The sequence below is a fragment of the Njordella aestuarii genome (assembly GCF_056494165.1).
Genome location: NZ_CM151397.1, coordinates 1,196,855 through 1,219,841, shown reverse-complemented (window position 1 = coordinate 1,219,841; position 22,987 = coordinate 1,196,855). Strand labels below are relative to the sequence as shown.

The following is a 22,987-nucleotide window of genomic DNA, read 5'->3' as shown; positions in this document are numbered from 1 at the left end:
AGCGTCGTTGTGCGAACAGAATCGAGCTTTGTCAACCGGAAACTTTTCTAATTCTGCGTCCTATCGGCCTCGCACGACATGCAAGCGATGCAAATGGATCGATTTGTCGCTGGAAAAAAAGTGCTGCTAAGGTAAGCTCCAAATCACCAGACGCTAGGAATGTTCTTGTCAGTTGGATAGAATTTTGCGTTGAAAGTCTATCGCCCATCGCCACCCTATTTGTCCCATGTTGCAAACCAACCCGAAGTTATATCTGAAAGAAGCTGAACGCCGATTGATGCGACGCGCTTGTCAGTTCAATGCAAAACTGATGGACCATGTCCGCGGCTTTATTCAACCCGGGATAACAACCGGTGAAATCGACCGGATCGTGCACGAATACACTGTAAAGCACCGACACACCCCGGCGACGCTTGGCTACCACGGGTTCCCCAAGAGCTGCTGCACAAGCATCAATGAAGTGATTTGCCACGGAATGCCTGACGAAACCGCCTTGCGCGAAGGCGACATCATTAATGTTGACATCTCGACGGTTGTCGATGGCTGGCACGGCGACCAATCTGAAACATTCTTGATCGGCAAATGTAGTAGCGTGGCCGTCGCCGTGACTCAATGCGCTTTCGATTCTATGCATGCCGCCATCAATGCATTAACACCAGGGTGTACCGTCAGTTGCATCGGTGATGCAGTCGTTGATCTAGCCACCAAGTCAGGCTTTTCCGTGGTGCGTGAATACGTCGGACACGGCCTTGGAAAAAAATTCCACCAGTTCCCCAACATTCCTCACGTGGCAGATCGCAAGTCGCGACAAGATCGGCTGGAACCCGGTCTGTGCTTTACGGTTGAACCAATGATCAACGTCGGAAGTCGCTTTGGACGCGTCGATCCGAAAGACAACTGGACGGTGCGGACGCGGGATGGTCAACTGTCTGCTCAGTTTGAACATACAATTCTGATGACCGAAGACGGACCGGAAATCTTGACACTTACTGAAAACGGGCCGCAACAGGGGCATATCTTTGGATAGTCCGGTTCGCGTCTTTAACTTCACCCCGCGCAGTTTGTTCGTCGCGTAAACTTACTGAATCGCGTTTACTGCCCGTCTCTTACAATCAACCATCTGGAATCTCGTGTCGCAGGAATCTGATCAACCCGCCAGCTTTCAGGGCTTACGCGTCGCCGCACTTGAAAGCCGTCGCAGTGACGACATGAAGCGGCTGATCGAACGCTTTGGCGGTCAAGCCTTTGTTTCGCCCTCGATGCGCGAGATTCCTATTGAAGCCAACCGTGAAGCGATCGATTTCGCTTATCGTGTGATGACAGGCGAAATCAGCATTGTCATCTTTTTGACCGGAGTCGGCTTCAAACAGTTGCTTGCATCGGTCGAGCGACATGTCGACAAAACAAAATTCCTTAACGCTTTGTCCGACATCACCACTATCGTGCGCGGCCCAAAACCGATGGCTGCCATGCGTGAATTTGGCTTGCAACCAACGTTCCGCGTCCCCGAACCAAATACTTGGCGAGAGTTGCTGCAGACCATCGACCAAAGTGTACCAATCGGCGGGCAAGTTGTCGGAGTACAAGAATACGGCGTAACCAATCGGTCGCTGATGGCAGGCCTTGAAGCTCGTGGGGCAACTGTTGCTCAAGTTCGCGTTTATCAATGGGAACTTCCCATCGATACCAAGCCGCTCGAGATGAACATCGAAGCGATCATTGCCGGGCAGCGCGACTGCCTGCTAGTCACGAGTGCGCATCAGGTTGTTAACCTCCTTCGAATGTCTCGTTCGCTAAATGCCGAAGAATCACTGCGGACTGCGCTTGAGAAGATGGCGGTTATTTCCATCGGGCCAACGACTACGGAAATGATGCAACATTTAGAACTTCCTGTAGATCATGAACCCGAACATCCGAAAATGGGGCACTTGGTGTCGGAAGCAGCCGCGCACGCAGCGCGAATTCTAAAAACCAAACGCTCAACGATCAAAGTGCTCTCCAAAGATGAACCCAGCATGAACCAAAGCTCGCTACCGGCAATCGATCCTAACGATGTAGTTCAAAATAGCCCTTTCATGAAAGCGACGCGTCGAGAGCCTACCGACGTCACACCCATCTGGCTGATGCGGCAGGCTGGACGGTACATGCAAGAATATCAAAGCGTTCGCAGCAAGATTAGCTTTCTTGAATTGTGCAAACGTCCCGATCTTTGCGCAGAAGTCATGGTCACGGCAGTGGAAAAGCTAGGCGTAGACGCCGCGATTATTTTTTCCGACTTACTGCCGATCCTGGAGCCGATGGGTATGGAACTCGAATTTGCAGCGGGAGACGGCCCCAAAATCCACAATCCGATTCGAGTCCCACGAGACATCGATCGCGTCACGGCCTTGACCGATATGCAAGCCCTCCAGTTCGTGCCGGATACGGTCCGAATGACCCGTCAAGCAATTGCGGCACACAAACCTGTAATAGGTTTTGCGGGATCGCCTTTTACTTTGGCAAGCTACATGATCGAAGGAGGCGGCTCGCGAAACTACGTGCATACCAAAGCCCTGATGTTTGGCGATCCACTCGCTTTCGAAACGCTGATGTCAAAGCTAGTCGACTCCATCATCTTGTACTTAAATGCGCAGATCGATGCCGGTTGCCAGTGCGTGCAGTTGTTTGATTCCTGGGCTGGCTGCCTATCACCCAATGACTACCAGTTGTTCATTCTGCCGCACATGCGTCGTTTGCTAGCGGGCATCAATGCCTCGGTTCCTGTAATTAACTTTGCGACAGGTAATCCAATGTTGCTACCGCTCCTGCGAGGCGATTCTCGAACGGTTGTTGGCGTTGACTGGCGAATCGAAATCGACCGCGCGTGGGATATGATTGGCAAGGACCGAGCTGTTCAAGGCAACTTGGATCAAACGATCCTCTTTACCGATCCAAAGACCATTCGGCAAGCTGCAAAGGCGCTGCTAGATCTGGTCGGAGGCAGGCCGGGTCACATTTTCAATTTGGGACATGGCATTTTACCTAACACGCCCGTGGAAAATGTTATCTCGCTAGTCGACGCCGTTCACGAGCTATCAGCAAAATAACTTAAAACCTCTTAACTCCCCTCGCCCCTGTACTCAAGGGAGAGGGGTGAGGGGCTTTTTCAAGCGCAACCAAGTGTTCGCAATCCAAGAATAGCCTGCGTTTTAATAGCGGTCTCGATTTCGATCGCTGCGTTCGCGTCCTCGTTCGCCACGATCGCGACCGCCGCCACCGTTACCGCCACCGCGATATTCCCCGCCGCCGCCGCCACGGAAATCCCCGCCGCCGCCGCGATACTCGCCACCTCCACCGTTTCCGCCGCCACGGTACTCACCGCGAGGACGTTCCTCGCGAGGACGAGCTTCGTTGATCGAAACCCTCCGACCAGCAATTTCTTGCTGATTCAAGCCTTCAATTGCAGACTGAGCTTCTTCGTTGTTGGACATTTCAACAAACGCGAATCCGCGTGATCGACCAGTCTCCCGATCGATGATAATACTTACTTTCGCAACTTCACCAAAACGCTCAAATGCAGTCCGAATCTCATCTTCAGTTGCGCGATATGAGAGATTACCGACGTAGATATTCGTCACCTAACCAAACCTTTACCAAAAACTATGCCAAGCAACAGCTGGACTTCCAATACCTGGGCCTACTTTTTGTAATGTACATTCCGGTTGCGCTCAAATCCGACTTACGTGAACCAGATCTTGCTTTCAAAAAGCACGCTAAAAAAATCGGCTCTCGAATAACAATCGCCAAAAACAACTGTCGCAATGCATCCTTGCAGACGACGATGGCTTTTCGCGTTATTGCATATTTCGAGGCCGCACTGTCGGGAATTATCGAGCACCCGTTTTGCAATGTCAACAAAATTTTGACCTACTTTTTGAGCGGCCTACAGGCAGAAAACACTCCGCTGCCGACAAAAGCGGGGGCACAACTTTGGCAGTTCGCGCAGAAAAAAACCTGGAGAATGGTAAGCAAACTCCAGGTTTCAGTTAGATAATCGCAGGTTGGCTCGTCAGCCGTTCAGCGACATGCGGTAAGTGCGTTAACGCCGCACCAAATTTTGCCTATACCAATTTCTTTAATGCTTCGATGGCAGCTTCGTAATTTGGCTCCTGCGTAACTTCTGGTACGATTTCGCCATACACGACTTTGCCTTCGCCATCCAAAACGTAAACAGCACGTGCAAGCAGTTTCAATTCGTCGATGGTTAGTCCCCAATCTTGGCCAAACTTGCCACTTTGATAATCGGAACCGACTTTGACATTCTTGATGTCTTCCGCACCACAGAATCGGTTCATCGCAAATGGTAAGTCACGGCTGATCGTAACGGCATTGATCTTGTCGCCCATGCTGCCCAACTCGGTGTTGAATCGCTTTGTCTGGATTTGGCAAACACCGGTATCAAGCGACGGAACAATGCTCAAAATGGTTGGCTTGCCACGCAGGTCAGCCAGCGTGATTGTCTTCAGACCGTCTTGAAAATAATGCACGGTAAAGTCCGGAGCGACTTGACCTGCAGTGACTTCGTTACCGATCAAAGTCATCGGATTGCCTTTGAATTTGATTACGCCAGTTCTTGCCATCGGATAAATTGCCTTAGTAAAAAGTGAAGGTGTTGTAGATAAAGGACTTGGAAAGATTTGAGATTACCGCACATCGCACAATTCCCCAACCCCCATTGACGCGAACGCTCCATGAAGCCCGCCGACTCGCTGTTAAAGTCGTCCAACTAGCGATATCATAGACGGCTGCTCTCCTTAAGGGCTCGCCGACAACACATCTACATCACTGCAACCATTTTTGAACACCTGCATGGACTGGGAACAATTCTTAGGACACGATCGACAGCGAGAGTGGTTCCAAACAGCGATCAAGAGAGATCGGCTAGCCAGCAGTTTTTTGATGGTTGGGCCGCTTGAGATCGGAAAGCGGACGTTCGCGCGGCTAATTGCGAAGACTCTTTTTTGCCAGCGTCGCAGCCCCGGCGAAATGACGATCTGCAATCGCTGCGAAGGTTGCGCACAAGTGGAAGCGAATACGCATCCCGATCTGATTCAAATCAGCAAGCCGCCAGACAAGTCGACATTGCCGCTGGAATTATTAGTCGGTAGCGACGAACGCCGCATGCGAGAGGGTTTGTGTCATGATATCCGCATGAAGCCGTTTTACGGTCAACGCCGAATTGCCATCATCGACGACGCCGACTACATGCCAACCGAGGCGGCCAATTCATTGCTAAAAACATTGGAAGAGCCGCCCGCCGGCTCGCTCATCTTCCTCATCGCTCGCAGCGAACAGCGACAGCTGCCGACAATCCGCTCACGTACTCAAACGATTCGCTTCAATGCTCTTCACCACGCCGAACTTGCAGAGTTGCTAGTGCGGCTCGGATGGTGTGACTCTCGCGAATCGGCACTTGCCGTTGCGAAGCGGAGTGACGGTACACTGGGCCTTGCCCGACAAATGCAGGACGAAACGACCAGCAAGCTGCACGAAGAAATCAACGCCATGCTTGCACAGTCGCCGCTACCAATTGCAAAGCTCAGCAAAACGATCGAAGGAGCTCTTAAGCAGGTCGCGGATGATGGGCAAACCCGGCGCGACTATCTACGCATGATGACCCAGTTCGTCATCGAAAAATATCGCACCGATTTACGCTTGAGTTATCTAGAGGCGGGGAAACCTCAGAATTCAAATCCGAGAAACAGACGTTTGCACCCAGACGCGTCTACTCGCGCGATCGCAGCAACCTTGAATATCCAAGGTCAAGTCGACAGGAACTTAACGCCCGCGGGACTTATTGTGGCATGGGTAGCTGAGCTGGCGAGAATCGTAGATGTCGCCAGAGCAAAGTCCGGGTAACCAAGTATGCTGTCAACCCGAGCAACACGCCCAAGCAATCAGCCATCCAGTCAGCCACATCCGCAGTTCGGCCAACCGGAATCTGCGTGAACTCGTCAATAGCAGCGTAACTGACGCACACAACGGCAGCGATCAAGACGTTCCAACGTGGCTTGCCGATCTGGGTTGGTATCGCCCACGCCATCAAGAAAGCCAGCCCAGCAAAGCCAACGCAGTGAAACACTTTATCTATGTTGTCGATTCGCGGAAGACTGACACGGGGCCAGTGTGTGCCAGTAAAAATGGCCAGCCAGTACAGTATCAACAGAACCGTAGCGATGCGAACGCCATAAACTGTGGTTCTAACCATCCCTTTTCGATTTTTCATTGGCTCTTTTCGCTTCACAACTTCCGTGTAACTAACTTTAGCTGATCAGGACGTACAACGTCGTGTCCCGAACGCATGCGATTCTTAATGAATCGCACCAGCAATCTTAGGCTCTAATTGGGGCTCTGCCCTTAACCTTATTTGGATTAGAGCAAATTGCTACGCGAAATGAAAAGATTAATAATTAGCGGGGCCTTTTCGCACATTAGGCGGTAAAGAAGCGAATTCGACTTCCACGCGTCCTCGGAAAATTTTTCCCCGCCTGCGTCACTTGGCTTGGGGATCTCGTCGCTGTTTGTTCCCGACCAAGCATTCAGCGGGCAGGCAATACTGCCGGACCATGCTTCCTTCCGGGGGCTAAATCTGAAGCTCATCTTGGACTCAAAAAAAATCCCGAATTGATTCGACCTGCCCAAGAATCGCAACCTATGTTTTAGATACGTCCAAAGTTTAGTCACAAACAGCAAATGAGCTCCTCATCTGCTGTCCGCTTTGCAGTTCGGAGAAGGAAATCGTGAAGCAAAAGTCAAACGAAAACCGCGATACACTCTCGGTTAGATCGTCGCGGAATGTTCGACAATTGCAGTCTGCTGTGCACCGGTATCTCGACGACTGCGGATCTTGGGCTGACAATGTCGGAGACGTCCTGCGCGAGTTGTTCCGCTTAACTCGGGATGCCGAGATTCGGGAAAAATTGCTCGCTCAACGCGAGTCGGCGCTTAACGATCGCGAACGTGCGGTCGACGAATTGCTATTGAAACTGGCTCCAAACCTGCCCCGTAGTGTTGTTCCACCGCGGCATTCTTTCATCGACGAAGAAACCTCTGTAGCAGCAGAACCTTCGATTGATGCGGAAGCTACCTTGGATGGCATCTCTGACCCACCCGTAGCCGCGGTGGAACAGCACGAATCTTCGGTCGAACAATACTGCCCTGAGGAACCTGCTGAAGCCCCGTCTCCCAGCGGTGAAGCTACAGAATTCTTAGAAGAAGAGGACTGCTCTGATGAAGAAACCGTAAGCAGCCCCTGTGAGTATCGGCCAAGCTCGTCAGATCGCTTTGACCGTTTCCGACGAGGCAAACGCAGTCGCCGTAAGAGGTAGGCTGCATCCTTCAAGCAAACTTCACTTCCGTACATCGCACTTCATGTATGTTGAAGTAGCAAATAACGCGCGGTTAGTACCCTAGCTTCGAAACAACGTTGTTCGGAAAACCAGTCGAGCGGGTCTCCAGTTCCGCGCGCGAATTTGAATAAAACGGGCCGGAAGACCCGTCCAACGTTCTTTGCCAAGTGCATACAGGGCCAAGTTTTAAGGTCACTTGTCTTGCCCAGTGATCCGTCTACGGTTATGACAGAGGGTTCAGTTTCTAAACCGCTCCGTCTCCGACCAATCACCCAAGGCGTACGTTTTGACTTCTGCACGCAGCTCACTTGAAGTTCACGGGACCGGCTCGCCGGTTGTATTCTTGCACGGCTACCCTCTTGATAGACGCCTATGGCAAAACCAAATTGAACCTCTTTGCGATTCCTATCAAGTCGTACTGGTTGACCTACCTGGCTTTGGCAAGGCTACTCCAGTCCAACCTTCCGATATGCCCAGCATGGCAGCCTTCGCTGACGACTTGGCCAACGCTCTGGATCAACAAGATGTTAATGAGCCTTTCACGTTAGTCGGGCTCTCTATGGGAGGATACATCGCTTTCGAATTTTGGCAGCGACATGCCGCGCGGCTAAAAGCTCTCGTGCTCTGCCACACCAAAGCGACGGCAGATAACTCGCTGGCGATCCAAACGCGCCAACAATCGGCTGATACGGCACTCAGCCAAGGAACCGAAGCCGCTGTCGCTGCCATGGTCGACAAAGTTGTGTCAGAACACAGTGTCATGCAGGATCCAAACCTCCGAGAATGGCTCAAGTCAGTCATGTTCGATGTCCCACCGGAAACAATTGCGACAGCCCAACTGGCTATGGCGAAGCGCATCGACTTTACGGATCGGTTAGAATCTATCAAAGTTCCGGCGTTGGTAGTTGCTGGAACCGATGACGAGATTGCGACCACGGAAACGATGCAGCGAATGGCGCGAGCTATGCCAAATGCCAAATTCGAAGCGATCGATGATGTAGCACATCTCTCACCAATCGAACAACCAAAACGATTTAACGAGCTTCTATTGAGCTTTCTAGGATCGATCTAAACAGACCTCTCAAACCCCTAGGTATGTAAATGTTACACCAACTCCACGTTCGTTTTCGCGTACTCGCGTCAGTTGCCATCATCTTGGCGAGCTTTTCTGCCACGATAGCGACCGCCGATGATGCTCACACGCTGTTCGATGGCAAGACGCTTGACGGCTGGGAAACGCTGCCCGAGGATGAAAAGTGGTGGAGCGTTCACGAGGGTGTCATTACTGGTGGTTCAATTGATTTGAGCCAGAACATTCCTCACAACACATTTCTATCCACGAAGGACAGCTATGACGATTTCGAACTGAAAGTCACTGTTCGCTTGCAAGGGACGGAAGGCTTTGTCAATTCGGGAATTCAAATCCGAAGTGTCCGCGTTGAGGGCAGTCCAGAGATGAGCGGCTATCAAGTCGACGTCGGAGATGGCTGGTGGGGAAAACTTTATGATGAATCACGACGCAACAAGGTCATCAGCGAATCGAAAGAACTAGACAAAGTTGCCGCCGCTGTCAAAAAGAACGAATGGAACGAAATCCGAATCGTTGCCAAAGGAAAACGCATCCAGAGTTGGGTCAATGGCGTCCCAGCAATCGATTACACCGAAGAAGACGATTCGATATCCCAAGAAGGTAAAATTGGCCTGCAAGTCCATGGCGATGGCAAGACCTTGGTGCAATTCAAGGATATTACCATTCAGAAACTTTGACACCTAGTTTGTGAATGAGTCCTAAGGCGACCAGCGTTACGACGCTGAAATTGCTGCTTCGGTCGCAGTGCTGGCCGAAGCTGTCTTGCTGAACCGCCAGTCGACAACGTGCATCTCAACGCGTTTATGATTGTTGAACTCATTGATCACTGGTCGAAATGCGATATCGATAGGGGCGCTTGATTCGTTCAACTTACTGACCCACTCTCCTTGCCCAAAGGCAATTCCACGCAGGATGGTGCTGCCCTGCTTGAAACGTCCGGCGAAGTGGCGATCGCCATTCCCCATCGGCTTCGACGGTTCCGCGAGTCGAACATTGGTTGCAGCCAAGATCGGTCGCGGATTTCCCGCACCGAACGGTGCCATCTGGTCTATCTTGGTCACGGTATCCAAATCGAGCGAACCTAAGTGCACCTGAGCATCGATCGAAATCTCGGGCTGAACCAATGTATTCTTCGTCTGCGACGCGACATACTCGCAAAAAGCCGCGCGAAAGGCTGGCAGATTGGACTCGACGATCCTCAGCCCCGCCGCCGCCGCATGCCCGCCGCACGTTACCAAATGATCACGACAGGCCATCAGGGCCTGATGAAGATTTACATGCGAGGGAGACCTTGCCGAACCGGTTCCCGGCTTTTGCCCAATCGCATCTAGAGCGATGATAATCGTGGGGCGATGAAACTTTTCCGCAATGCGTCCCGCGACAACGCCAATGATGCCCGGATGCCACTGTGGAGCTGCTAATACGAACGCAGGATCGTTGTCGGCATCGTACTGTTCTTTGATTTGCTTCATCGCAGAAAGCACCATACTGCGTTCGAGCGTTTCTCGGTCGCCGTTCAGCTTTTGCAAGTAAGCAGCCAACGCTTCGGCTCGCGTCGAATCGTCTGTTGTAAGTAACTCGACCGCTAGCTGTGCTTGACCAAGCCGCCCGGCAGCATTCAACCGCGGAGCCAGCGAAAATGCGATATCTTCAGTCGACAGCGAGCTCTTGCTTAACAAATTTGTTAGGTCCAGAAGCTTTAAAAGACCAACGGTCGGCCTCGAGTTCAGCGTGGCCAGGCCATGACGCACGAGCGCTCGATTTTCATCGATTAAAGGGACAACGTCGGCAATGGTACCGATCGCCGCAAGCGAAAGTGCATCGAGTAAATATTCGCGAAGCGCCGGAAGAACACGTGTCGCATTGCTGGCCCGTTGACAAACTCCCCAAGCCAGCTTGAGCGCAACCCCTGCACCACAAAGGCCCGCGAATGGATAATCGCTTCCAGGCAACGCCGGATGCACAATGGCATCAGCACATGGCAGTTCTTGATCCATTTGATGGTGATCGGTAATGATCAACTGCAGACCCAGCTCTTTGCACAGCTTGGCCTCTTCCACCGAACAAATCCCACAGTCAACCGTCACGACGACTTCACGACCACGCTGAGCAAGCATTCGCAACGATTCGCAGCTGAGCCCGTAACCATCTTCAAGCCGATTCGGAACGAAATATGTCACGTCAGCCGAAAGCGCCTTCAGGCAGTTAACCAAGATCGACGTCGCGGTCATGCCATCCGCGTCATAATCGCCGTAAATTACGATGCGCTTGTTGGCCTTCACCGCAGCGAACAAAATGTCGGCAGCCTGATTAAGGCCGGGCAGTAGTTCTGGATCGCGAAGATCTGTCAGCTTGGGCTCTAAGAAAGCCCGAATACGATCGGGATCATTGATCTTACGAATCGCTAGCAACTGCGCAATCACCGGGGAGATTCCGGTCTGTTTGATGATCTCTTTTATTACCGTCGTATCAGACGGAATCCATCGCCAGATCTTCTCCATGCTGTCTTGTCCAATCCCTGTCAGTGCGCTCCGTAGAGATCGCTTCTCGATTTGGGTTCAAAATTTAATAACCCGCGATTGTAGCTCGATTCGACCTCATTGCACACCCGAAACGCTCCGCGCCGACTGCTCGACTAACCTAGTATGTGCAAAAATGAAAACAGTAATTGCCGGTGGTACCGTACGCTCACGAACTTTCAAGTAAAATAGTCCCAGTCCGTCGCGACTCCCACCTCATACCTCACCCGCACGTTCAAGAAGATTCTCGCCATGCTTCTGCCAAAACGGATTTGGAATTCACACCACTCTTTTGCTGCCATTGCAGTGCTCGCGATATGTATCATCTCCGTCGGATTGCCCCATACCCGAGCTCAAGACACAAGTGGCGACGTCTTTCGCAGATCAAACCTCATGGCTTGGTGCATTGTGCCCTTCGATGCGAAACAACGTTCACCTCTGCAACGGGCTAAGATGCTGAATGAGTTGGGTATTGAACATTTTGCATACGACTATCGTGCAGAGCACATCCCGACGTTTGAAGAAGAAATCAAAGTCTTGAAAGAGCATAACATCGCGTTGTCCGCGTGGTGGTTTCCAACAACGTTGAACGACGAAGCTCGATTGATTCTGAGTCTCCTAGAAAAGCATGACGAACACCCGCAACTGTGGGTGATGGGAGGCGGCGATGTGAACATGGATCAAACGAGCGAAGAGGCGTTTATTCAAAGCGAACTTGATCGGTTACGGCCTATCGCAAGGGCAGCAGCCGCAATCGGATGCTCCGTGGGTCTCTATAATCACGGGAGTTGGTTTGGTGAACCAGAGAATCAACTAAAACTGATCGACGCGTTGAATGAGCCTAACGTCGGGATTGTCTACAATCTCCATCACGCTCATGACCAGATTGATCGTCTGCCTCAAATTCTTGAAAAAATAAAGCCACATCTCTACGCGCTAAATCTAAATGGCACCAAAACAGACGGCGATAAACTTGGTTACAAGATCCTGCCGATAGGTGAAGGAGATCGCGATCAAGAAATAATTCAACAGATTCGCATGAGCGGCTACGAGGGCTTAATCGGAATTCTCAACCACACTGACGAGGATGCGGAAGCTCGCTTACAAGACAACTTGGATGGCCTCGACTGGGTGCTCAGCCAAATTGCTGGCCAGCCAAAGAACAAACCTCTATGGCGGTCTTTTTCGGGCCTACCAGAACGCAGCGACGCTTTAGTAAATTCACTTGTCCTGGAAAGTGAAAGCCTCGGCGATGCATTACGTGGCGTGAAAGTCTTCACGAATCACACGACGGCGTGCGTATCTTGCCACAAGGTTGGCAACTCTGGTGGAATAGTTGGGCCAGCACTCAGCAAGCTTGGAGTGGAACGGAAGGCAGAACAAATTGTTGCGTCAGTGCTGTGGCCAAATCTGGAGATCCACCAACAGTATCGCTCGATGCAAATTTTAACTTCCGAAGGCATAGTGCTCAAAGGTTATATCCAATCCGAAGATGAATCGACTGTTCTCTTGCGAGACCCTTCGTCAGGCGAATTGACGGCACTTAAGAAAGATGAGATTGAAGAAAGCAAGGAGGCGGCGTCCTTGATGCCAGAAGGAATTGCGTCAGCGCTTGATCGCTCAGAATTGCTCGACTTATTCGCATTTCTACGCCAACTGGGAACAGAAACGTCAACAACTGAAGCGGCTTTAGAGCAAGCAATTGCTACAAATTTCAGGCATGAAGTTGCGTCGTTTGCCTATGATAAGCCGCCGCTATTTCCGCACTTTCATCCGGCGCACAACGAGTTTGTAAATCGCGATCGAATCTACGACTACTATGCCAAGCAAGCCGAACATTTCCGCATATTCGATAGGACGTCGATGTTGCTTCCAGAGTTCCCTGGCGTTGACGGTGCCGATTTTGGCCACTGGGGTAATCAAGACGAAGCATCTTGGGAAGATGACTCCTGGAGCAAAATGGATCTGGGCACAGTGCAGACGAATGCTTTCTGGGGCAAATCAAGTGTTGTGCCACGAGCAGTCTGCGTAAAGGTCAGTGAAAATCCGCACGTAGCGGTCTGCTATAACACCGATTCGATGCAATTCGAAGACGCTTGGACCGGAGCTTTTGTAAATTACTCGGCTGTGCGACATGGCTTTATGGATGGCATGCGTGCCGAAGGCGAATCCCTGAATTCCATTGCTCCGTACGAATGGCCGAAAGGGGCTCGCTATGGAGGGCGATATCGCTACGGTGCGAAAACGATCTTCAAAGTCCTGGTCACCGACCAGATCATGCTCGATTCGATTGAGTACGTCGATGGCAAGCTCGTTCGAACGACTGATGTCGCATCCAGACATCCAGATCGCAACTGTCTTGCCGGTGGTCCTACGCTCTGGCCGCAAGAGTTCACTACAAGAGTATCGAACCGGAACGATTCGCCGTACGCGATCGACACGATTGAGCTTCCATTTAACAACCCGTGGAATGTTCAATTTTATTGCGGTGATTTTGATTTCCTGAGCGACGGCAGCCTTCTTTTGTGCACCATGCGCGGTGAAGTCTGGCACGCGAAAAATTTTGCCCGCCCTAGCTCGGAAGTTGTATGGCGACGTTTTGCCAGGGGACTATACCAACCGTTAGGCATGGTGGTTCACGAAGACATCGCATATGTGTTAGGTCGCAACGAAATCACTACACTTCACGATCTGAACAGTGACGGTGAAGCAGACGAATACCGCAGCTTCAGTCGCGCAATGACTACTTCCACAGCAGGGCATGATTATATTTGCGGTCTGCAGCGTGACACGGACGGCAATTTCTATACAGCATCGGGGAACGAAGGCATTCTGAAAATTAGCCCGGATGGCTCTCAAGCTCAAGTGCTCGCATCCGGCTTTCGAAATCCAGACGGGCTAGGGCTGTTGCCCAGCGGATACTTGTCGGTCCCAGCATCGGAAGGTGAATGGACCCCCGCGTCAATGATTTCTCTGGTTTCCACTGAAAATGACCAGCCTCTTTTTTATGGTTATCCAGGCTCTAAGCGTGGCGGAAGCCCGGAGCTTCCTTTGCTGTACTTGCCACGCGGCGTCGATAATTCAAGTGGCGGGCAGACCTACATAGATAGTGATTCTTGGGGACCATTAAGTAAGCAACTCGTACATCTTTCCTACGGTGCCGGTTCGTTTATGCCAATTCTCATTGACAACGTAAGGGGACGACTTCAAGGTGCAGCGCTGTTAATGCAAGGCGAGTTTCGCTCGGGCGCACACCGCTGCAAAGCTTCTCCGCATGATGGGCAATTGTACGTTTGCGGCATGAAAGGCTGGGGAACTTATACGACTGATACCGGCTGCTTGCAACGTGTCAGTTACATTGAAACCGACCACGAACCGCCCACTGTCACCGGTTTCCACGTGCACGAGAACGGAATCGCACTCCATTTCAGTAACCCCCTACGCGATTCATCGATTGAAGGCTGGGCAGAAAACGTTGAACATCATTTTGCCCAAGCATGGAACTACCGCTACAGTTCTAACTATGGATCTGCGGAATACTCAGTCCAACACCATGGCGTGCGTGGACACGATCGCTTGACAATCCAAAGTGCTCATCTTACAAACGACGCCAAAACGCTCTTTCTTGAGCTACCAGACTTACAAAGATCGAATCAGGTGCATTTAAGTGTTTCGCCGCTACCTGATCTGCGATATGAACTTATGGCGACATGCCATGAACTTGATAAACCGTTTGAATTTCCTGGCTATCGTCCAATTCGCAAGCGTCTCATGAAGCATCCCTTAGGACTGGATCTGGCGATGGTCGAGAAGAAGAAGTTTAATCCTTACACTGCAAAACTGGATGAAGCCAGGGAAATTACAATTTCAGCTGGTCAAAATCTCAGCTTCTCCGCTAAAGAAATCTACGCTGCCGCCGGCGAAGCAGTTAGCTTAACCTTCAAAAATCCAGATGTAGTACCACATAACTGGGCATTGCTGAACGAAGGTAGCTTGCAAACCGTTGGAGAACTTGCAAATCGATTGATTGGTGATCCTGACGCTGCGATTAACCAGTACATTCCTCGCTCCGATCAGATCATCTGTTATACTGATATCGTAGAAGGAAGCGAACAATTCACGATCTATTTTCACGCGCCGATCAAGCCCGGTCGCTATCCTTACGTCTGCACCTTTCCTGGCCACTGGATGGTTATGAATGGTGAACTGATTGTCCAACCTTCAACTATCGAAAAATAATGCCAATGACAGCTCGCATCTGGTTTCTGACCGTCGCATTGACCTTCTTGATATTGGGGGCCTATAAATCCGTATCGGCCCAAGGAACTGCCGCTCTGTACGCTGCTGCTGAATCAATTGATGTGAGCCGACCACTTGTATGGCGAGACAAAGTGAAGCTCAACTGGTTTGGGGAAAATGACGCTTTCGCTTGGTATCGCGTTAGCACAGGGGAAAATCGCTGGGAATTTGCACTAGTTGATACGGCCAAGAAGCAGCGTCTTCCCGCCTTTGATCATCAAGCTTTGGCCAACGAATTGCAATTGGCGTCTCAAGTTCAAACCGCATCGCAAAACTTGGATATCAAGTCAGTTGAATTCTCCCACGATGCTTCCGTGGTCAGTTTCAATTTTGCCTCGCAGCGTTGGCAGTGGAACCGATCCGACAATACACTCACGTCAATTGAGAACATATCTGAAAACGACACTTCAGGCTTACCATTCGAAAAACGTTGGCGACGGTCCCGAAATGGCGGCGAGGATACTGCGATTGTTTTCGTGAATCGCCGCGAGGAGGCTGTTCAGTTATTTTGGATTAGCACCGATGCGAGTCGCATCAAATACTCCATCGTAGAACCAGGCAGTACATTTCGGCAACATACTTTCAGTGGACATGCGTGGTTGATTGCCAAACTAGACGCGAGTCCAATCGGGGTTGTCGTAGCACGTGACGACGTCGGGGAGGCAATCGTCGACGAAACGACTCAACCACCGACAGCTCTTGAGCGAACCCGTATCAACGAGGAAGATCGGGCTCAACTCCAACGGATCATCTCACCCGATGGAAGTCAACACGTTTTAGTACGCGACCATAACTTGTTCTTGGTCGACAATGTATCCAATCAAGAACTACCGCTTACTCACGACGGGCTAGAGAGCCACGCCTATACACGTCAGGTATGGTGGAGCCCTGATTCGAAATCCTTTGTTGCCATGCGACGCAAGATCGGCCAAGATCGCCAGATTACTTTGATCGATTCTGCGCCGGACGACCAATTGCAGCCGAAGCTGATCACGGTTGACTATGACAAACCAGGCGACACCATCGACATACTCGAACCTTATCTCTACTCCATCGAAAATGGCTCGATGCAAGCGATCGAGAACTCCCGATTCCCGAATCCGTTTGAGATTTCTGGCATCAGCTGGAAACCAGACAGCAGTGAATTTCGGATCCTGTACAACGAACGTGGGCACCAGCGATTGAGCTTACTGGGAATCGGTGTCGATGGTTCTGTTCGCACAATCGTCGACGAGAAAAGCGATACATTTATTTGTTATTCCCAAAAGCAATTCCTCGAACTTTTGGATGCAAACAATCAAGCGTTTTGGATGAGTGAGCGAAGCGGGTGGAATCACTTGTATCGTTTCGATCAGTCGACCGGCGAGATCATAAACGCTGTAACACAGGGCGATTGGGTCGTGCGAGACGTGGAGCAAGTCGACCACGAAAATGAACAAGTCTGGCTGACGGTGAGTGGCATTGATGGCGACCAGGATCCTTACTTTCGTCATCTTGTCCGCGTCAACTTGGATGGCAGCAACCTGACGCGAATGACGCGGGACGAGGGGGATCACACTTGGGAATTTTCACCTTCTCGTCGTTGGATCGTAGACCGGTTTAGCCAAATCGATCAGCCACACGTCACGCAGGTCAGAGACGCAGCGTCTGGAGAACTTGTCTGCGAACTTGAACGCGCAGATTGGAGCGACCTTCTTGAATCTGGTTGGCAAAAACCCCAACCATTTGTCGCTCCTGGGCGAGACGGAAAGACTCCCATTTATGGCGTAATCTACCGTCCTTCTCATTTCGATCCAGCAACGAAATATCCCGTCCTCGAATATATCTATGCCGGTCCGCACTCGTCGTTTGTACAGAAGTCGTTCGGTCGAAACGCGATGTTTGAAAAGTTTGCTGAACTTGGTTTTATCGTTGTCCAGATTGACGGCATGGGCACATCCAATCGCAGCAAAGTCTTCCATGACGTCTGCTGGAAAAACCTGGGCGATAGTGGTTTTCCCGACCGGATCGCTTGGTTGCGAGCCGCCGCTGCTCAACACGCCGAAATGGATTTGACGAAAGGCGTAGGAATCTGGGGTGGCTCTGCCGGCGGACAAAGCGCGCTGCGAGCGTTACTCGCCCACGGTGATTTCTACACCGCAGCAGCTGCGGACTGTGGTTGCCATGACAATCGGATGGATAAGATCTGGTGGAACGAACAATGGATGGGTTGGCCCATCGGCGACCACTACGCTGCACAGTCCAACGTAGCGTGTGCTTCCCAACTTCAAGGAAATCTTCTGTTGATGGTTGGAGAGCTGGACCGCAACGTCGATCCTGCGTCGACGATGCAAGTTGTCGATGCGTTGATCGCCGCCGACAAAGACTTTGATCTAGTTGTCTTCCCTGGCCAAGGTCACGGTGCCGGTGGATCTCGATACGGTGAACGTCGCACAATGGATTTCTTCGTCCGTCATCTATGGCAACGCGAGCCGCGCCGTTAACGCGGCTGAATTCGGCTAAAGATCGCTCCCAAGATGTGCTCGAATGCATACAGCTTCGAGCTGATTAATTCTACGTTGTAGGACAACCAGGTTGCGCCCTACGCGAGTGCTCGCTGGGTCTTTTCAACAGGGGCAGGGAAGGAAACGGTAGCAAAGTAATCATCCAATGTTTCAGCGCGTCGAATTTGCCGATAGCTACCATCTTCAGACAGCAAAAATTCCGCCGATCGCAAGCGCCCGTTATATTGAAAGCCCATCGAATGGCCGTGCGCACCGGCGTCATGAATGATCATCAAATCACCCACCTCCATTGTCGGCATCTCGCGATCAATTGCAAATTTGTCGTTGTTTTCGCATAACGATCCGACGACGTCGATCACTCCCGCCGGACTTTGATGCTCCTTGCCTAACACGGTAATGTGATGGTAGGCGTTGTACATGCCCGGTCGCATAAGGTTCGACATACAAGCATCTACACCAACATATCCCTTGTACGATTGTTTGTTATTGATGACTTTGGTAACCAAGAAACCAAACGGTCCTGTCATCGCACGCCCGTTCTCCATCAAGATCCGCACAGGGCTCAAACCAGCTTCGCCCAAAATAGAATCGTAAAGTTCCTTAACACCGTTGCCGAACGCCATCAAGTCAACCGGCTTTTGTCCAGGGCGATAAGGCACACCGATTCCGCCCCCCAAATTGATGAACTCAACCTGAACGCCTGTGGCGGCATGAATGTCAACTGCGAGCTTGAAGAGCATCTGAGCTGTGTCGAGCAACGAGGTGACTTCCAATTCATTGCTCACAATCATCGCATGCAAACCGAACCGTTCGACGCCCAGGTCTTTAAGTCGTCGGTAGCCTTCGATGATTTGCTCCCGAGTGCAGCCAAACTTAGATGACTGCGGGTCGCCAATGATAACGTTGCCGCGACGTTCCGCTCCTGGGTTAAAGCGAAACGAAATTAATTCGGGCATCTCTGGCAGCTTCAATAAATCGTCGATGTGATGCGGCGTATCCAAGTTGATGATCGCACCAAGTTTCGCCGCAGCTTCGAATTCCTCGACCGTCGTGTTATTCGAGGTAAACATAATATCGTGACCGGCAAGCCCCAGCCGATCACTGATCACCAACTCCGCCACGCTTGAGCAATCAGTCCCGCAGCCTTCTTCGGCCATGATTGCAACGATATGTGGATTCGGCGTCGCCTTGACCGCGAAGTACTGACGGAAACCTTCGTTCCAGGAAAAAGCGTCGCACAGATCACGGACTCGCTGCCGAATTCCAGGCTCGTAATAAACATGAAAAGGCGTTGGGTTGTCGCGAGCGATCCTCTCGATGGATGTAGATTCGAAGGGTAGGTCGTATTGGGCCATGTCGTTAAATTTTAACTAGAGTGGGGACGGAGTTCGTTGAGCTTCAATTTAGCTAGACCGTCGAATTTGTTATAGGGTTCACGACCAAATTCTGCCGAGAAAGCTAGCCTGACGGGAGCGCGCAGCAAATCGCCCGCTTGCAACGACCGAAAACTCTTCATTTTCGGTATTTGCAAACGGGCGACTAAGCGATTGTCTTGAATCAACTTTCGCAGATCAATTGTAGCGGTCGGGCGCGAACCCTCCGATTCTGTGACACCAGACGATTTGCACCGCTCCGCCAAAATAGGAAACTGTTTGGGAACAATTCCTAAGCGATTCAATGGTCGATTACAACAAGCTATTTTAACGTGCTGAGGTAGTCAATCAGATCCAAAAACTCGGAAGGCGCGATGGTGCCACCTAGATTTTCAGGCATGCTGCTCTGCAGCGCCGTCTTCTGTTCGACAATGTCGTCCTTCTTGATTTGACGCGTCTTGCCTTCCGGCATCAGCAATGTGATTTCGTCGTCGGTTTCTTGGCTGATAAAGCCGGTGACAACTTCATCGCCTTCCAGCATGATGACCTCGCTCTGGTATTTCTTGTCCATCTTTGCGCTAGGCTCGATGATCGATTCGATCAAATCATGCCGAGTCAGGCGGCGTCCGACGTCGGAGAGATCAGGGCCATAGGTAAAACCACGACCTTTGACGACATGGCAATTAGCACAAACCCGTGTGAATACTCGAGCACCGTTACGCGAGTTCCCCTTCAGTTTTTCCAGGGCAGCATAAGCATTGTTGCGTCGCACCTGAGCTCGCACTTCCGTTTCGGTCAGCAATGTTTTCAGGAACGGAGCGGCAGCGATACCTGGCCGAGCAGAAGCTAGATAGTCGTCGACAGCCTTAAGTCCTGCTTCGCTTACATTGTTAAGCTTGCCTTCCTGATGCAGATCACTCCAAACTTGCTCTGTCGCTCCGATTGAGTGCTCTACGACGTAGTTCAACCACTTGTCGGTCGGTTGTTCTACAACTTGTAATAACAGTTCAACTGCGCGCATTTCTTTTTTGAAGCTGAGTGCCCGAGCGGCTTCGACTCTTACACGCGGACTAGGATCTTTAACTGCGACAGCGTAAATATCTAATGCGTCCGGAATTCGATCGTCCATATCGCTGACGAAACGTACGGCAGCAGCACGAGCGTTATCCGTTTTGCTGGTCAGCAAGGTGTCTAGAAGTTCGCGATCAATATGTTCGTGTCGCTGTAAAGCCCACAATGCTTCGGTTCGAAGGCGGTCCGCGTCTGCAACATCTCCATCCAGAGTCGGTAGCCATTTGGCGATAGCGGCTTGGACATCTTCAAGCTTTCGTTCTTGCAGCTCGCGGCGAACACGGTAATGCGTCCGAGCTTCGTAAACTTTAAACTGTTCAAGCAGTTCGAATTCACTCTTCTCAAATTGCGTGACAGGCTCTAGAAGCGGACTGTCCTTGACAACCAAACGGTAGATGCGGCCGCGTACGTGGTCGCGATTGGGGTCGCGCTGCGAATATTGCATGTGACCAATCAACGCGTTGCACCAATCGCCAAACCACAGCGCTCCATCTGGGCCAATCTGCGGATCTGTAGGCCGGAAGTTTTTATCCGTACTGCTGATCAAATCGGCCACACGCTTGCCATTGAACGCAGCCCCGTCCTCTTCAACGGTAAACCGTGGCAAGCCGTTCATGTTGATGACGCAGCCATAAACAAACTGTCCTTGGACATCATCCGGAAAGTGCTTCGAATAAAGGAACTCGCTACCAACCGCGGGACGCATGCCTTGATTATCAAAGATCGGATCAAGACCACGGCGCGGGCCTTCTTGCGCCCCCGACAATCCGGTTGCCCAGTGTTGCTGTGCGTTCGTCCCGTCCCCAACAACACCTTGTCCCCAAGGATTGAAAGTCATACACCACGGGTTGCCGTAACCAGGCGTCGTAAACCGCTGCAACTTGAGCGTACGAGGATTCAACACATACGCACCAGCCGCGCCGCGCCAACGTTGCGGTCCCCATGGACTTTCAACTGTGGTCGTCATCGATACGCCCTCCAACATATACAGAAGGCCGCTAGGTGACATTTCGAAAGCGCCGATCGTATGATGCGTATCGTCTGTTCCCCAACCATCTAGCAAATCGATTTCCAAATCTGCTACGTCATCACCATCGGTATCCTTGAGAAAAACCAAACGTGGTTGATTCGTCACGATAACTCCACCGTCATACAACTCAAACCCCGTTGGACAATGCAGTTTGTCGTAGAAGACAGTGCACTTATCAGCCTTACCGTCCTTGTCCGTATCTTCAAGAATCAACAAGCGATCATCTGGCTTAGGGTCACCTGGTTTCCATTGCGGATACGTGGGCATGCAAGAAACCCATAGACGACCTTTGTTGTCAAAGCAGATTTGAACGGGCTTGGCCAACTCAGGAAACATTTTTTCGTCGGCAAACAACTGTATTTCGAAACCTTCCGGCACTGTCGCGGTCTTGATGAACTCTTCCGGCGAGTTATATCGCAATTCCTCTGGCTCCGAGTAATCTTGGCGCGGATCGCCAAAGCGAGTCGGCGGTACAAACAGTTCCCCAAGTTTGGCATCGTCGATTTGAGGTGGCTCTTTGCCGTTTGCAATTGCCCAAACCGCTTCGTCTCGAGCGCGAGCCATGGCACGAATACGGTTGTATTCTAGCGGGAAGGTCTCGATATCCCAGGTTCGGCGACCGCCGTAAACGTACCAACCGTTCAGCATGCGGTAGTCCTGCATATGGACCCAACTCTTATCCTGGACCATCTTCAGAAGCTTGTCATATTGGTCATTCTTGATCGACAAAGCTTTGTCATTGAATAGCTGCTGGTCAAGCAACTGAGCGATGAAGCGATAGCCTTCATCATTCAAGTGACAACCGTTCTGCGTCCATTGCAGTCCGGGCATCTCAGCAAATCTCTCCGCAGTCGCAGAGTATATGTCCAAGAACGGCAAGTTGTTTTCGGCCGCAATCGCTTCAATTGCGTTGCTGAACAAGAGTAGCGAACGGTTCAGTTCTTCGGAGTTTGGTGCGAGAGGATCATTGGCATCTTCGAAAGCAACAGGACTAACTAAAACATAACGCACCTTTGCCCCTTCCGAATTTCGCGGGTAACGCTCGGCAAATTTGGTCAAGAAATCCTGGTAGCGTTTTTTAAATTCCTCTAAAGACCCTTCTCCACCGTAAGCTTCGTTGAACCCAAAAAAGCAGAAGACGGTGTCGGGACTAAATGCACTGATCGGGTCGTCTAGTTCGTCGTAGTTACTTGGCCGCTCTTGGACGCCAACCTCATCTGCAGGACGACCGAAATTCCGAACAACCAGCCCCTTACCCGGGTTTCGCAGATGCAAGTAGGTTTCAAAATGGCCAAACAAATTCATCCGTTCTGCCAAAGAGTTGCCGACGAATGCAACATGTTCGCCTTCCGCGAATTCAAGTGGCAGCTTGGCAGGAGGCAGTTCTGGAAGGTTTTTACGCTCGAGATATTTTAGGAATTCGCGGCCAGGAAAACCTTGCGCTGACAGCTCGGAAGTCATCAAGCCAGCGCCCGAACATGTAAGAACCGCGCCGATTGCTGCGAGGGTTGATAGCCGCATCAAAGAGGCCAAATGAATAATCTTTTGCATGAATACTTTATTAGGTGAGTCGGAAGTGCGAGCGAAGAAAGCTGTTCGCAGGGTGAGCAAGGTTCTTTCCGCCGCCAAGCTTACGGGCGGGGAATCCCAAATCTACTCCGTAGGACGGTGTATATTTTAATCATCCGCTCCGTCGCTGCCACCTGGGTAAAT

14 protein-coding genes are annotated in these 22,987 nt (G+C 51.2%); 8 read left to right on the top strand and 6 right to left on the bottom strand.

Features of this window, described 5'->3' with window-relative positions; all coding sequences use genetic code 11:
* Positions 1 to 226: 226 nt before the first annotated feature.
* Both map and hemE read left to right on the top strand, forming a co-directional pair.
* Positions 227 to 1,027, top strand: coding sequence for a type I methionyl aminopeptidase (gene map, locus SH451x_RS04760; RefSeq protein ID WP_479361299.1), 801 nt, complete (start codon positions 227 to 229; stop codon positions 1,025 to 1,027).
* Positions 1,028 to 1,208: 181 nt separating this feature from the next.
* Positions 1,209 to 3,086, top strand: coding sequence for a uroporphyrinogen decarboxylase (hemE, locus tag SH451x_RS04755; protein ID WP_479362879.1), 1,878 nt, complete (start codon positions 1,209 to 1,211; stop codon positions 3,084 to 3,086).
* A 102-nt stretch (positions 3,087 to 3,188) separates the two neighbouring features.
* On the opposite strand, the gene rbp is transcribed toward hemE, so the two are convergent.
* On the bottom strand, positions 3,189 to 3,617 hold the full coding sequence (gene rbp / locus SH451x_RS04750; RefSeq protein ID WP_479361298.1) for an RNA-binding regulator: 429 nt from the start codon (positions 3,615 to 3,617) through the stop codon (positions 3,189 to 3,191).
* Positions 3,618 to 4,100: 483 nt separating this feature from the next.
* Positions 4,101 to 4,619, bottom strand: a complete 519-nt coding sequence (gene tpx / locus SH451x_RS04745) for a thiol peroxidase (RefSeq protein WP_479361297.1) — start codon at positions 4,617 to 4,619, stop codon at positions 4,101 to 4,103.
* A gap of 229 nt (positions 4,620 to 4,848) precedes the next feature.
* On the opposite strand from tpx, the gene SH451x_RS04740 reads away from it, so the two are divergent.
* Entirely contained in the window at positions 4,849 to 5,898 is a 1,050-nt protein-coding gene (locus SH451x_RS04740) for a DNA polymerase III subunit (protein WP_479361295.1), read from the top strand.
* On the opposite strand, the gene SH451x_RS04735 is transcribed toward SH451x_RS04740, so the two are convergent.
* Positions 5,834 to 6,265, bottom strand: coding sequence for a VanZ family protein (locus SH451x_RS04735; protein WP_479361294.1), 432 nt, complete (start codon positions 6,263 to 6,265; stop codon positions 5,834 to 5,836). The two genes, SH451x_RS04740 and SH451x_RS04735, sit on opposite strands and share 65 nt — an antisense overlap.
* A gap of 514 nt (positions 6,266 to 6,779) precedes the next feature.
* On the opposite strand from SH451x_RS04735, the gene SH451x_RS04730 reads away from it, so the two are divergent.
* The 3 genes from SH451x_RS04730 (at position 6,780) to SH451x_RS04720 (ending at position 9,155) form a co-directional block, all read left to right on the top strand.
* Positions 6,780 to 7,367, top strand: a complete 588-nt coding sequence (locus SH451x_RS04730; RefSeq protein WP_479361293.1) for a hypothetical protein — start codon at positions 6,780 to 6,782, stop codon at positions 7,365 to 7,367.
* Between the two features lie 307 nt (positions 7,368 to 7,674).
* Positions 7,675 to 8,460, top strand: a complete 786-nt coding sequence (locus tag SH451x_RS04725; RefSeq protein WP_479361292.1) for an alpha/beta fold hydrolase — start codon at positions 7,675 to 7,677, stop codon at positions 8,458 to 8,460.
* A 29-nt stretch (positions 8,461 to 8,489) separates the two neighbouring features.
* Positions 8,490 to 9,155 (top strand): 3-keto-disaccharide hydrolase, encoded by a 666-nt coding sequence (locus SH451x_RS04720; RefSeq protein ID WP_479361290.1) that lies wholly within the window; start codon positions 8,490 to 8,492, stop codon positions 9,153 to 9,155.
* 36 nt (positions 9,156 to 9,191) lie between these two features.
* On the opposite strand, the gene recJ is transcribed toward SH451x_RS04720, so the two are convergent.
* Positions 9,192 to 10,979, bottom strand: a complete 1,788-nt coding sequence (gene recJ, locus SH451x_RS04715) for a single-stranded-DNA-specific exonuclease RecJ (RefSeq protein WP_479361289.1) — start codon at positions 10,977 to 10,979, stop codon at positions 9,192 to 9,194.
* 270 nt (positions 10,980 to 11,249) lie between these two features.
* Between recJ and SH451x_RS04710 the strand changes: the two genes are divergently transcribed.
* Together SH451x_RS04710 and SH451x_RS04705 are read left to right on the top strand one after the other, a co-directional pair.
* Entirely contained in the window at positions 11,250 to 15,236 is a 3,987-nt protein-coding gene (locus SH451x_RS04710) for a TIM barrel protein (RefSeq protein ID WP_479361287.1), read from the top strand.
* Positions 15,237 to 15,241: 5 nt separating this feature from the next.
* Positions 15,242 to 17,779, top strand: coding sequence for a prolyl oligopeptidase family serine peptidase (locus tag SH451x_RS04705; RefSeq protein WP_479361286.1), 2,538 nt, complete (start codon positions 15,242 to 15,244; stop codon positions 17,777 to 17,779).
* A gap of 98 nt (positions 17,780 to 17,877) precedes the next feature.
* On the opposite strand, the gene SH451x_RS04700 is transcribed toward SH451x_RS04705, so the two are convergent.
* Positions 17,878 to 19,155: a diaminopimelate decarboxylase gene (locus SH451x_RS04700; RefSeq protein ID WP_479361285.1), complete on the bottom strand. Its 1,278-nt coding sequence runs from the start codon at positions 19,153 to 19,155 to the stop codon at positions 17,878 to 17,880.
* Between the two features lie 340 nt (positions 19,156 to 19,495).
* A complete protein-coding gene (locus SH451x_RS04695) occupies positions 19,496 to 22,825 on the bottom strand; it encodes a PVC-type heme-binding CxxCH protein (RefSeq protein WP_479361284.1) in 3,330 nt (1,109 codons plus the stop codon).
* Positions 22,826 to 22,987 lie beyond the last annotated feature (162 nt).